This window comes from Vibrio sp. (genome assembly GCF_048266485.1).
Lineage (GTDB): Bacteria > Pseudomonadota > Gammaproteobacteria > Enterobacterales > Vibrionaceae > Vibrio.
This window is the reverse complement of the sequence record NZ_JBLWZK010000009.1, coordinates 16,958-29,846: the sequence shown is the minus strand read 5'-3', so window position 1 is coordinate 29,846 and position 12,889 is coordinate 16,958. Positions and strand designations below refer to the sequence as shown.

Here is a 12,889-nt window from a genome sequence, read left to right as displayed (position 1 = left end):
CCATTACTTAGGGTACTCGTTATTGAAGAGATCCGATGTTTGTTTGTATTACCCCTTATTGTTTGGAATAGATGGGCCGCTAAGGTTACAGCATTCTATCGCCACCTATTGTTTAGGTGGTTTTTTTTTATTCGTATACTCAAGTTATTTGCATCTGAAGCCACTTTTGGTGAAAGCATCGAGGTATCTCGAGCAAAAATCATTAAAATTGATATTTGTATCAGATACAGTTTGCTTTCATTATCATTATTTGGAAAACTACACGCCTTTTCATTCAAACGATTGCGCAACCGTTTAGATTTTGCTGCTACGCACATTTTAGGAACATCACATGTTAGAAAAGTTATTTAAGTTATCGGAGCACGGTACTAACGTGAAAACCGAAGTCTTAGCCGGCGTTACGACGTTCTTGACGATGGCTTATATTATTTTTGTTAACCCTGCAATTTTATCTCAAGCTGGAATGGATCATGGCTCAGTCTTTGTGGCTACATGTCTTGCTGCAGCAATTGGCTGTTTCATTATGGGCTTCTATGCAAACTACCCAATTGCTCAAGCGCCAGGTATGGGGCTAAATGCTTTCTTTACCTATACGGTTGTACTAGGAATGGGACACACTTGGCAGGTCGCTTTGGCAGCAGTATTTTGCTCGGGTATCCTATTCATCATATTAAGCTTATTTAAAATACGTGAGCTTATTATTAACTCGATTCCTATGTCATTACGTTTAGGTATTTCTGCTGGTATCGGTCTTTTCTTAGCGTTAATTGCATTAAAGAACGCAGGTATCGTAGTCGGTAGTCCAGCAACATTGGTGACCGTAGGCGATTTAACCTCGATCCCCGCTATTTTAGGCGCATTAGGTTTTATATTAACCATCGTATTCGTTCATCGTGGCTTCAAAGCGGCGGTAATGATTGCTATTTTGGCGATTACTGCAATTGGTGTGATTTTAGGTGATGTGGCTTATGGTGGGATTGTTTCAATGCCACCAAGTATTGCTCCTACTTTCTTACAGCTTGATTTCTCTGCGATTTTAGATGTGGGAATGATCTCAGTTGTATTTGCTTTCTTGTTTGTCGATTTATTTGATACCGCTGGCACATTAGTCGGTGTAGCAAATAAAGCGGGCTTTATTGGTAAAGATGGTAAGATTCCTCGTTTGAATAAAGCGCTTTTATCTGACTCAACGGCTACTTCGATTGGTGCATTATTAGGTACGTCAAATACTACATCATTTGTTGAGAGTACCGCTGGTGTCGCGGTAGGCGGTCGCACAGGCTTAACAGCAGTTGTCGTTGGTATTTTATTCCTTCTTGCATTATTCTTCTCACCATTAGCCGGAATGGTTCCAGCCTATGCAACAACAGGCGCATTATTTTATGTGGCTATCTTGATGTTATCTGGTCTTGTTAATATTGAGTGGGACGATTTAAGTGAAGCGGCACCAGTGGCCGTAGTTTGCTTATTAATGCCATTAACCTTTTCGATTGCTGAAGGTATCGCAATGGGTTTTGTGACCTATGCAGCGATTAAACTACTTAGCGGTAAAGCGCGTGAAGTGAACATTGGCGTTTGGATTCTAGCCTTAGTATTCTTGTTGAAATTCATTCTTACGGGTGCTTAATTGCACTTTAGAAACAAAAACAAAGCAGGTTTTATATTATGAGTAATAAATTCGTGATCACTTGGGACAATATGCAAATGTATTGTCGTCAATTAGCGGCCAAGCAAATGCCAGCTGAACAGTGGAAAGGTATTGTTGGTGTTAGCCGTGGTGGTTTAGTACCTGCAGCTATTTTGGCTCGTGAACTTGGTATTCGCTATGTTGATACGATTTGTATTTCTAGCTACGACCACGATCACCAGCGTGAGATGAAAGTCTTAAAAACGATTGAAGGTGACGGTGATGGTTTCTTGATCGTCGATGATTTAGTAGATAGTGGCGATACTGCTCGCCATATTCGTAAGATGTATCCTAAAGCTAAACTTATTACGGTATGTGCTAAGCCTGCTGGCCAAGCTCTTGTCGATGAATATATTGTTGATATTCCTCAAGATACATGGATTGAGCAGCCTTGGGATATGACGCTTCAATTTGAAGAACCAGTCAATCGTAAGCAAAAATAACCCAATATTTTATTAAGTGATAAAAACCCTGCAATTTGCGGGGTTTTTTGTTTTTTTGCGATGAATTGATTGGCATAACCTAGGTGGTAAGCGTTATTCTACCCATTCGAGCTATTGATTTTTATTTGAAGGATTTTATATGACCGCACTCAAACATGATCAATCCAAGCAGCGTTATGAAGTTGAAGTGATAGCGAATTATTGGGCACATTTAGATTACCTCCAACATAATGATGTTTTAACGATTACCCATACTTTTGTACCTGATGAATTACGCGGACAAGGTTGTGGCAAAATCTTAATGGAAACTGTGCTGGCTGATATTGATTCGCATAATCTAAAAGTCCGACCGGTTTGTAGTTATGCGGTGGTATATCTAGAGCGTCATGCTAAATGGCAGCATTTGCTGGCGAAATAATGATTGAAAAAGCGAGTGGAGATATTCCTTGGAACCAAGTAAGAATTTATCTGAATCACTGTTTAAAAAGCATCAGCATGCCAAAGAAACGTCAAGTTTCATCAGCTATCTATCGGAAAGTCAGGCATTATTGGATAGTAATCAAAAACGTAGCAAAAGTGCCTGGTATCGAGCTTTGCGGCGTATGCAGTGGATTTGGCAGGGGTTAGACCCAATTGAAATTGAATCAGTCCTTGCTCGTATCGCTAGTTCAGGTAACAAACATAATCATCCTGATTGGCTTGATACTGTAGCTGGATATCGTCCAGGAAACTGGTCATATGAATGGTCGCAACAAGGTGCGATTCATCAGAAAAAGGCAGCTCAACTGAGTGGCGAGGTAGCTTCGAATGAATACTTTATTGCTAGCTTATGCTTTAGCGTTGCCAGCTATCCACACCTTAAGGGGGATAATCTCTCTATTCAGGCTCAAGTGCTTGCCAATAAAGCTTATTCTGATGCGATGGAACATAGCCCTTATGTCACAAAGCAACTGAAAGTCCCATATAAAAACAAAAAGATCATGGCTAATCTTCATCTACCTCACACAGAAAAGTCGCTACCTGTTGTGATCGTGAGTGCGGGAATTGATAGCCTACAAACCGACATGTGGCGTTTATTTCGAGACTTTCTTGCCAAACATGAGATAGGCATGCTTACGGTCGATATGCCGGGTGTTGGTGCCAATATTCATTGGTCAATGACCGAAGATTCAAGCTGCCTACATCAAGCAGTACTGAATGAGTTGCCAAATATCCCTTGGGTTGATCACTATAAAGTTGGCTTAGTCGGTTTCCGATTTGCTGGCAATGTGATGGCAAGGCTTTCATTTATCGAGCAAGACAAAATAACAGCGTGCGTTGCTTTAGGTGCACCTATTCATGATCTACTGTCTGATGCGAATAAATTCAGCATAATGCCGAAGATGTACTTGGATACTTTGGCATCTCGCATGGGTAAAAACGCCGTGGATATTACGAGTTTTTCTAAGCAAGTTCGTGCGTGGTCATTGAAATCACAAGGTTTGCTTGCTGGGAGAAAAACAACCGTACCAATTTTAGCGTTGGGATTAGAAGGCGATCCGGTAGGTTCTAAGATGGATAATCAGAGTCTGGCAAGTTTTAGTCATGGTGGTAAAGCGATTGAATTGAGAACAAAGTCAATTTCACAGGGTTATGATCAAGCGCTCACTTCTGCAGTCGACTGGTTGAAAGTAGCACTCAAAAAGTGACATTTGTGATCGAATAGTGAACTATAGATAACTGAGGTCAATGGATTATTGATCTTCTTAAATTATAATAATGTATGGAGAATTCAATGACTGACGCTTCTGCACCAACTCACTATCGTTTAATGACCGCTTTGAAAGCGATTGGCCCTTATTTACGTGAAGGTGAATGTAAGTCAGGGATTTACTTGTTTGATTGCTTGTCTGTCTGTGTGGATGATAAAAAGTCACCAGAGTTAAGAGAGTTTTGGGGCTGGTGGTTAGAGTTAAGTAAGCAAAATGATAACTTTATCGCCAACTATACCTTGGGTAAATACGATGAAAAAGGTGATTGGGTTGATATGGCTATCCCTAAAAAAACACAACTTGAAGTGGAAAGGACATTAGACGAATTTCATAAAAAGCTCGTTTCTGTATTGTCTGGAAATTACAACTACACGGTTAATCTTCATAAAAATTCGGTTGATACTCTGTAATTAGCCGAAACATTATCCCGAATAGAGAATATTGTAGGGCGTGTTTGTGGATTATCCGCAACACGCCTTATGTTTTACTTGTGAAATGGCGTTTGTATTGATACAACATCAAGATATCTTTTACTTGGGTATACCCTTTTATAATTTTCATTTTTGACAGGAAACACATGTCAACTCAAGCCTCTTCAAATCAAAACGGAAACAACAGCCAACTGGAATCTCAAACCATAGTGGTAAAACTGGGAACCAGCGTGCTGACCGGCGGAACTTTAGAAATTAATAAAGCTCGTATGGTTGATCTTGTTCGCCAATGTGCAGAGTTAAAAAACCAAGGCCATCAAATCGTAATTGTCTCTTCGGGGGCAATTGCTGCAGGACGAGAGCATCTTGGTTACCCTACATTACCCAACTCAATGGCAAGCAAGCAATTATTGGCCGCCGTTGGGCAAAGCCGCTTGATTCAAGTTTGGGAATCATTATTTGAATTGTACGGAATTAAAATTGGCCAAATGCTTCTTACTCGTGCTGATTTGAAAGACCGTGAACGTTTTCTGAATGCGCGAGATACCATTAATACCTTGATTGAACACGGCATTGTACCCGTGGTTAATGAAAATGATGCGGTAGCAACAGCCGAAATTAAAGTTGGCGATAATGATAACCTTTCGGCATTAGTTGGTATTTTATGTAGCGCCGATAAATTATTGCTATTGACTGATCAGTCGGGCTTATTCACGGCAGATCCTAGAAAGAACCCTGATGCAGAATTAATCCGAGAAGTGAAAACCATTGATGAAACTCTGCGTAAAATCGCAGGAGGCAGTGGGACAACTTTAGGTACGGGCGGTATGGCGACGAAGTTACAGGCGGCGGATATTGCAAGACGTACTGGCATTGAAGTGGTGATAGCTGCAGGAAGCAGTCCGAATGTAATAATTGATACCTTAAGTGATAATCCTCAAGGTACTCGTTTTTTGGCTTTAGAAGAGTCATTAGAAAATCGTAAACGCTGGATCTTAGCTGGCCCTGCTTCTGTGGGCGATTTAGTTTTAGATGACGGTGCCGCTAAAGCGGTTATCGAGCGAGGCAGTAGTTTATTAGCTAAGGGCATCACGCAAACTCAAGGTGCTTTCTCTCGTGGAGATGTGGTTCGCTTACGTAATCAGAAAGGGCAATTGTTAGCCAAAGGTATTGTGAGCTATTCAGATACCGAATTAGCACTATTGATCGGTAAACACAGTACTGAGATTGAAGCAACACTAGGCTATGCGTATGGTGCTACCATTATTCATCGTGATGATTTAGTTGTTATTCAAGAATAGTTTGGCAAAAGAATTTAAGGAAAAGATTGTGGATTTAACATTAATGGGTCAAGCGGCAAAGCAAGCCGCATTTCAGTTAACGACAGCCTCAACCACTCAAAAAAATAAAGCACTCTCTATCATTGCAGATGAGCTTGAAGCAAACGCAAGTACGATTTTAGAGGCTAATGCTCAAGACATTGAATTAGGCCGTCAAGCGGGGTTAACCGAAGCGCTTTTAGATCGTTTGTTGCTCGATGAGTCTCGTTTAGCGGGCATTGCGGCTGATGTGCGTAATGTAATTAACCTGAATGACCCAGTTGGTAGTGAGATTGATAGCAAGGTTCTAGAAAATGGCATGTCACTTTCACGTCGTCGCGTGCCTTTAGGTGTTGTCGGTGTGATTTATGAAGCACGCCCTAATGTGACGATTGATATTGCCGCTTTGTGTTTGAAAACTGGTAATGCCAGTATTTTACGTGGTGGCAAAGAGACCTTCTTTTCTAATATGGAATTGGTCAAAGTGATTCAAATTGCACTTAAAAAAGCCGGCTTACCTGCTGCTTCCGTGCAGTACATTGAAAAGCCTGATCGTGAATTGGTTTCACAATTGCTAAAACTGGATGATTATGTCGATATGATCATTCCTCGTGGTGGTGCGGGGCTGCATAAAATGTGTAAAGAAAATAGCACGATTCCTGTGATCATTGGTGGTTTTGGGATTAGCCATATTTTTGTCGATGAAACGGCAGATTTAGCAAAATCTATCGATGTGATTGAAAATGCGAAAGTACAACGTCCATCGGCTTGTAACTCTCTTGATACGTTATTGGTGCATGAAAAAGTTGCCGCTGAATTTTTACCTAAATTAACAAAACGGTTCGGTGAAAAAGTCGCCTTAGTGGCTGAACCAAAAGCAAAAGCAATATTAGGTAAAAATGAACAAGTACGTGATGCACAAGAAGGCGACTTTGATACTGAATGGTTAAGCTATACCTTAGGGATTAAAGTCGTTAGCGATATTGCGGAAGCGATTGACCATATGCAGGTACATAATGCGAGCCATTCAGATGCCATCATGACAGAATCCATTCGTAACGCTGAATTATTCATTAACTCGGCAGGTTCGGCAGCAGTATACGTAAATGCTTCTACACGCTTCACTGATGGTGCTCAATTTGGTTTGGGTGCAGAGGTGGCAGTGTCTACACAGAAACTGCATGCACGCGGCCCTATGGGCTTAGAAGAGCTAACAAGCTATAAGTGGGTGGGTAAGGCGGATTATTTAATTCGACAATAAACAGCTGAATCTCGTGACTCGGAAGCTCGTTTCTCGACGTTGTCCTTTCCGAACTGCGAAGTTACCAGAAACAAAAAAGATCGCGATTTAAGTCGCGATCTTTTTTATGCTTATCTCAAAGCTATAAACTCAAAATTAACCTTTCTTTTTCGAGTCACGAGCAGCGAAGCGCCCGCATACCGAGCTTCGTTGTTTACTTAATTTCAATCCCTTGTGCTTGCATATCGGCATGGTATGAAGAACGTACAAATGGTCCACATGCTGCATGGGTAAAGCCTAGTTCTAGAGCGATTTCTTTAAGCTCATCAAACTCAGAAGGCGGTACATAGCGTTCAACTGGTAAGTGGTGACGGCTTGGCGCTAAGTATTGTCCTAGTGTCAACATAGTCACGCCATGAGATCGTAGATCTTTTAGTACTTCGATAATTTCTTCTTTAGTTTCACCTAAGCCCATCATTAAGCCTGACTTGGTTGGAATATGCGGATGCTGTTCTTTAAATTTCTGCAGGAGTTGCAGAGACCATTTATAGTTGGCACCAGGGCGAGCTCGGCGGTATAAGCGAGGTGCAGTTTCTAAGTTGTGGTTAAACACATCTGGTGGGTTGTCTTTCATTAGATCTAGTGCAACATCCATACGACCACGGAAATCAGGTACTAAGGTTTCAATTTTAATATTTGGATTTTTTTCACGAATCGCTTTATTACACTCAGCAAAGTGTTGTGCGCCGCCATCACGTAGATCATCACGGTCAACTGAGGTGATCACCACGTATTTTAGTTTCATATCAGAAATAGTTTGCGCCAGTTTCTGTGGTTCGTTGGCTTCCGGTGCATTAGGACGACCATGTGCCACATCACAAAAAGGGCAACGGCGAGTACAAATTGCGCCTAAAATCATAAAGGTTGCGGTACCGTGATTAAAGCATTCTGCAAGGTTTGGACAAGATGCTTCTTCACAAACTGAGTGAAGATCATTTTTACGCATCGCAGCTTTGATATCTTGAATACGTTGACTATCCGCGGGCAGTTTTATTTTCATCCATTCCGGCTTGCGTAAGATCTCCGTCTTTTCCACGGCAACCGTTTTGGTTGGAATTAGTGCCATTTTATCAGCGTCACGATACTTAACGCCTTTTTCCATTTGGATTGGTTTACTCATAACTTCCTACTTACTTTTTAAAGCGGACGCTGATTTTCAGCGGCTTTCTGTCGTAACGTCAACTTGAGTATATTCAAGTTGCTGAGTGATTTTTTCAATTAACACGGCTTCAACACTGGCAACGGAGTTTGGTCCGTTAACATCTTTCACTTGTATCATTTCCATACCTGCATACCCACAAGGATTAATACGCAAAAATGGTGATAAATCCATATTGACGTTTAAGGCTAGGCCATGAAAAGAACATCCTTTACGAATGCGTAAACCTAATGAGCAGATTTTACGCTGTTCAACATACACACCCGGAGCATCTGGTCGTGCGGTAGATGTGATATCAAATTCATTGAGAGTGGCAATGACGATGTTTTCGATATTTGTTACCAGTTCACGCACACCGATATTTTTACGGCGTAAGTTTATCATGAAATAAGCGACAATTTGCCCCGGCCCATGATAGGTCACTTGACCTCCACGGTCACTCTGCACTACGGGAATATCTCCAGTATTTAATAAATGCTCTACTTTACCAGCCTGGCCTTGGGTGAATACGGGATTATGTTCAACTAGCCAAACTTCATCAACTGTCTGAGCATTTCTTTGGTCAGTAAATCGATGCATTGCTTGCCAAATGGGAAGGTAGTCTTGACGACCGAGTTTCCTAATCACAACATGATTTGGTGATGCAGTAGGGAGTTCTAATGTCTCGGCCTGAGTTGATTGACTATCCATGAGCAAAATCCTAACGCAGAGTGATGTGTATTTAAGGAGGTTAAAATTGGATCAGCTAACGATTATAAACCTCTTTAGTGCCAGTAACTACTCACTAGTAGTAAGGGTATAGTGATTTGTTGTCGTTATTTGAACCGATCCAAACTTGGTTTGTATATACCCAAGTAACTTCAGGTGCAAGTTTCAGCAAGAATAAAACAAGCTTTATGCTGCGTCAGATTGGTTTGAAAGGTGCTTACATTCCTTCGCCAATCTTCCTTGCCTAAAGGATTGGATGATAGCTCTGAATTCTGCATCTTGAAGTCATTTGGGTATAAAAGGTTCTTTTAAAAAATATTATAAAACCATTCGTACGATTTCAATTTCACCAAGCTCTTTATATAAGGTCTCAACTTGCTCAATTGAAGTGGCAGTAATGGTGACTGATACCGAGTTGTAGGTACCTTTACCACTTGGTTTAACGCTTGGAGAGTAATCACCTGGTGCGTGTTTTTGAATAACGCTGAGAACAAGATCCGGTAACTCTGGCTTCGCATAGCCCATCACTTTGTAGGTAAATTGGCATGGGAATTCAAGTAAATCTTTTAGTTTTGGTTGCTCTTGCATACCGTGCTCCTGAAAGGGGAAAGGTGCGATAAAGCGTGAATAGTAATGGGATTGACGTAGGATCTCAACTATCACGTACTATCCATATCGCATAGATTATGTGCATTTGTTTTAAGTTGATGGGGTATTGATTAGGAATTTAAATAAAATTAACGATTTATCATTTAAATCTTCTAAAGATATCAAAAAATAAAAAGCCGCAATGAATGCGGCTATTGATGTTAGTTAATTCTACTTATTGGCTGTAAGAGACTTAGAACCAACTCTTAAATAGTAGAACAATGTAATCGATTAGGCGGCTGAAAACACCTCCTTCTTTTACATCTTCTTGAGCAACAAGTGGGTACTCAGCAACATCCTTACCATTTAATTGGTAGAACAGTTTACCAACTACTTCACCTTTGTTAATAGGAGCTTTAAGCTCTTTATCTAATACAAAGCTAGCCGCTAGGTTTTTCGCTTGACCACGAGGCACAGTGACAAAAGTATTCTCTTGCACACCTAAAGAGATTTCGCTCTTATCGCCCATCCAGATTTTTTCTTTAACAAACTCTTCGCCCGCTTTGTGTGGTGCAACGGTTTCAAAGAAGCGGAAGCCGAAGTTGAGAAGCTTTTTGCTTTCTGCTTTCCGTGCGTTTTCACTTTTAGTGCCCATTACAACAGATACTAGGCGCATATCGCCTTCTGTTGCAGAGGTTACTAGGTTATAGCCTGCACCGCTTGTATGGCCTGTTTTAATGCCATCTACGTGCATGCTCTTATCCCACAATAGACCATTACGGTTGTATTGAGTAATACCGTTATAAGTGAATGATTTTTGAGAGTAGATTTTGTACTCTTCTGGTACGTCACGAATTAATGCAGCACCTAAAATTGCAAGGTCGTGTGCAGTCGAGTAATGCTCATCATTGTCTAGGCCATGAGCATTCACAAAGTGAGAATTCACCATGCCGATTTTTTGTGCCCATTGGTTCATTAAGTCGACAAATGAATCTTCAGAACCGGCAATGTGCTCAGCCATTGCAACACAAGCATCGTTACCTGAAGTGACGATAATACCTTGGTTTAATTTATCAACCGTTACGGTTTTACCCACTTCAATGAACATTTTTGAAGAATCAGGGAAGTTTTTCGCCCAAGCTTTTTCACTGATCACAACTTCATCAGAGCGTGAAATGCTACCTGATTTAAGTTCTTGACCAATTACATAGCTGGTTAGCATTTTAGTTAAGCTCGCAGGATGGAGACGCTCATCCAAATTTTTCTCAGCTAAAATTTTGCCTGAATGGTAATCCATTAACACAAAGCTTTTTGCTGCAATTTCTGGAGCATTAGGTACTACGATAGGATCGGATGCAGAAGCATTCAATGAAACCAAAGATGCTGAAAGTGCTAATGAAGGTACTAGCAATGATGTTAGATATTTAGCCGTATTTTTCATGAGATAAATGCTATCAATATTTTAGTGGAAGTAAATTTTTCGCATTCTAACAGAAACTTCTCTAGAAATCAGATATGGATCAAAGTCTACGAAATTAGCAACATCGTTTAATCGCTAGACGATAAAGCGCTAAGTTTTTGTTGATTTTATTTACGTGTTCGGTGCTTCATAAAGGCGGATTGGTAGCCGCTTTGTTGAAGTTTATGAAGCACTTCATTCGCTTGATCTTGAACTTTCCAAGGGCCAAGCATGATGCGATTAATACTGCTCGAGTTTTCGACACTGTATTGTGATGCGTATTTTTGACCAAGATTTTTTGCTAAAGTTCGCGCTTTTTCGAAATTAGAAACGGCGGCAACTTGGATCATGTACTCTTGTTTGGAATAAGCATGATCTACTTTGCTTCTGGGAACCGTAATATAATCAATTTTAACTGGAGCAGTACCTGCTTGGTAGACACCAAGTTTGTAGGCTGCAGCGTAACTTAAATCAATAATTCGGCCGTCATGAAATGGTCCACGGTCGTTAATTCGAACGATAGCGGTTTTACCATTTTCGGTATTGGTGACTTTGACATAGCTAGGGATAGGCAAGGTTTTGTGCGCCGCTGACATGGAATACATATCGTAGACTTCGCCGTTTGATGTTAAATGACCATGAAATTTCTTACCATACCAAGAGGCATAGCCTGATTGAGTAAAGTTTTTGGTTTCTTTAACGATTTTATAATCTTTACCTCGTAGGGTGTAATCTCGGTTGCCACCAGGGCTAAAAGGCTCATAGCGAGGATGAGCATCTTCTACATTGGCGACAGAAATTGGATCTTCAGGTGCGACATCATCTGATAGTTTATATCGCTCATCTGGAGACGATGAGCAACCCGCTAAAAGTGTGAAGGCCAGCCATAGGCCGTAACGGCAATATTTTTTCATTAATTTAATTCGCCTTTGAAAGCATTTTTCTATGAGTGTGAATTGACATTAAAATACCAAAACCAACCAATAGAGTGATCATCGAGGTGCCGCCATAGCTGATTAGCGGTAAAGGTACACCAACTACAGGTAAAATGCCGCTTACCATGCCAATATTGACAAAAACATAAACAAAGAAGCTAAGTACAACACTGCCAGCCATCATTCGCCCGAAAGCGGTTTGCGCTTGTGTCGCTAAATATAAGCCACGAGCGATAATGAATAAGTATACTGAGAGTAAAAATATTACGCCGATAATACCCCATTCTTCCGCAATAACTGCAAAGATAAAGTCAGTATGTCGCTCTGGAACAAATTCAAGTTGAGATTGAGTTCCATGCAACCAACCTTTGCCAGTCAAGCCGCCAGAGCCAATGGCGATTTTACTTTGAATTATATGATAGCCAGCCCCTAGAGGATCGGACTCTGGATCAAATAATGTTCTAACCCGAGTTTTCTGGTATTCGTGCATTAAAAAGAACCAGAGGATTGGAATGAACCCACCAACCGCCGCTGCTGCAGTAATGATAATTCTCCAACGGATACCCGCGAGGAAAATAACGAAAAGACCGGAAGCCGCAATCAATATTGATGTTCCTAAGTCCGGCTGTTTAGCGATTAAAATAGTCGGTAAGCAGACCAAAATTAATGATACTGCCAAAGTGCGGAATGTCGGTGGTAGAGGTTGTTTTCCGATATACCTTGCAATCATTAAAGGCACAACTAATTTCAAAACTTCAGATGGCTGAAAGCGAGGGCCAAAGCCTAGACTTAACCAACGTTGAGCACCTTTTGAGGTCTCGCCAAAGAATAATACACCGAGCAATAAAATAATCCCGATTAAGTATAAGGTTGGCGCTAAGGATTCTATTGTTCTTGGTTTTACTTGGGCAACAGCAAGCATGACGGTTAGAGATAGCAACATTCTCATGGCTTGTTTGTCCATCATCTCATAGCTTTGTCCACTGGCGCTGTACATGATAACTAAGCCAATTCCCATCAATAATAAGATACCAAGTAATAGAGGTAGGTCGATATGCAGTCGTTCGAAAAATGAACGGTTTTGCCCAGTGGCAGGGTCCATGTTCATA

The 12,889-nt window shown here is 40.9% G+C and carries 14 protein-coding genes; 8 read left to right on the top strand and 6 right to left on the bottom strand.

What is annotated here, in order from left to right:
• Positions 1 to 331 precede the first annotated feature (331 nt).
• The 7 genes from ACN0T8_RS11270 (at position 332) to ACN0T8_RS11240 (ending at position 6,892) form a co-directional block, all read left to right on the top strand.
• Positions 332 to 1,627 (top strand): NCS2 family permease, encoded by a 1,296-nt coding sequence (locus ACN0T8_RS11270; protein WP_417880726.1) that lies wholly within the window; start codon positions 332 to 334, stop codon positions 1,625 to 1,627.
• A 38-nt stretch (positions 1,628 to 1,665) separates the two neighbouring features.
• Positions 1,666 to 2,130, top strand: a complete 465-nt coding sequence (gpt, locus tag ACN0T8_RS11265; RefSeq protein ID WP_417880725.1) for a xanthine phosphoribosyltransferase — start codon at positions 1,666 to 1,668, stop codon at positions 2,128 to 2,130.
• A gap of 139 nt (positions 2,131 to 2,269) precedes the next feature.
• On the top strand, positions 2,270 to 2,548 hold the full coding sequence (locus tag ACN0T8_RS11260; RefSeq protein ID WP_417880724.1) for a GNAT family N-acetyltransferase: 279 nt from the start codon (positions 2,270 to 2,272) through the stop codon (positions 2,546 to 2,548).
• Between the two features lie 28 nt (positions 2,549 to 2,576).
• Positions 2,577 to 3,818, top strand: a complete 1,242-nt coding sequence (frsA, locus tag ACN0T8_RS11255; protein WP_417880723.1) for an esterase FrsA — start codon at positions 2,577 to 2,579, stop codon at positions 3,816 to 3,818.
• 86 nt (positions 3,819 to 3,904) lie between these two features.
• On the top strand, positions 3,905 to 4,291 hold the full coding sequence (gene crl, locus ACN0T8_RS11250) for a sigma factor-binding protein Crl (RefSeq protein ID WP_417880722.1): 387 nt from the start codon (positions 3,905 to 3,907) through the stop codon (positions 4,289 to 4,291).
• Positions 4,292 to 4,458: 167 nt separating this feature from the next.
• Positions 4,459 to 5,613: a glutamate 5-kinase gene (gene proB, locus ACN0T8_RS11245; protein WP_417880721.1), complete on the top strand. Its 1,155-nt coding sequence runs from the start codon at positions 4,459 to 4,461 to the stop codon at positions 5,611 to 5,613.
• Between the two features lie 28 nt (positions 5,614 to 5,641).
• On the top strand, positions 5,642 to 6,892 hold the full coding sequence (locus ACN0T8_RS11240; RefSeq protein WP_417880720.1) for a glutamate-5-semialdehyde dehydrogenase: 1,251 nt from the start codon (positions 5,642 to 5,644) through the stop codon (positions 6,890 to 6,892).
• A 193-nt stretch (positions 6,893 to 7,085) separates the two neighbouring features.
• On the opposite strand, the gene lipA is transcribed toward ACN0T8_RS11240, so the two are convergent.
• Positions 7,086 to 8,051: a lipoyl synthase gene (gene lipA / locus ACN0T8_RS11235; RefSeq protein WP_417880719.1), complete on the bottom strand. Its 966-nt coding sequence runs from the start codon at positions 8,049 to 8,051 to the stop codon at positions 7,086 to 7,088.
• 36 nt (positions 8,052 to 8,087) lie between these two features.
• Positions 8,088 to 8,780, bottom strand: a complete 693-nt coding sequence (gene lipB, locus ACN0T8_RS11230; protein ID WP_417880718.1) for a lipoyl(octanoyl) transferase LipB — start codon at positions 8,778 to 8,780, stop codon at positions 8,088 to 8,090.
• A gap of 116 nt (positions 8,781 to 8,896) precedes the next feature.
• On the opposite strand from lipB, the gene ACN0T8_RS11225 reads away from it, so the two are divergent.
• Positions 8,897 to 9,046: a hypothetical protein gene (locus ACN0T8_RS11225; RefSeq protein WP_417880717.1), complete on the top strand. Its 150-nt coding sequence runs from the start codon at positions 8,897 to 8,899 to the stop codon at positions 9,044 to 9,046.
• Between the two features lie 70 nt (positions 9,047 to 9,116).
• Here the strand turns inward: ACN0T8_RS11225 and ybeD are convergent, their stop codons facing one another.
• The 4 genes from ybeD to rodA all read right to left on the bottom strand — a co-directional run bounded on the left by ybeD (position 9,117) and on the right by rodA (position 12,888).
• On the bottom strand, positions 9,117 to 9,386 hold the full coding sequence (gene ybeD / locus ACN0T8_RS11220; RefSeq protein WP_027697515.1) for a DUF493 family protein YbeD: 270 nt from the start codon (positions 9,384 to 9,386) through the stop codon (positions 9,117 to 9,119).
• 253 nt (positions 9,387 to 9,639) lie between these two features.
• Complete coding sequence (locus tag ACN0T8_RS11215; protein ID WP_417880716.1) at positions 9,640 to 10,827, bottom strand: serine hydrolase; 1,188 nt, start codon at positions 10,825 to 10,827, stop codon at positions 9,640 to 9,642.
• Positions 10,828 to 10,973: 146 nt separating this feature from the next.
• Positions 10,974 to 11,759 carry a septal ring lytic transglycosylase RlpA family protein gene (locus tag ACN0T8_RS11210; protein ID WP_417880715.1) on the bottom strand — a complete coding sequence of 262 codons (786 nt, stop codon included), beginning with the start codon at positions 11,757 to 11,759 and terminating at the stop codon, positions 10,974 to 10,976.
• Between the two features lie 4 nt (positions 11,760 to 11,763).
• Positions 11,764 to 12,888 carry a rod shape-determining protein RodA gene (gene rodA, locus ACN0T8_RS11205; RefSeq protein ID WP_417880714.1) on the bottom strand — a complete coding sequence of 375 codons (1,125 nt, stop codon included), beginning with the start codon at positions 12,886 to 12,888 and terminating at the stop codon, positions 11,764 to 11,766.
• Position 12,889: the final 1 nt, after the last annotated feature.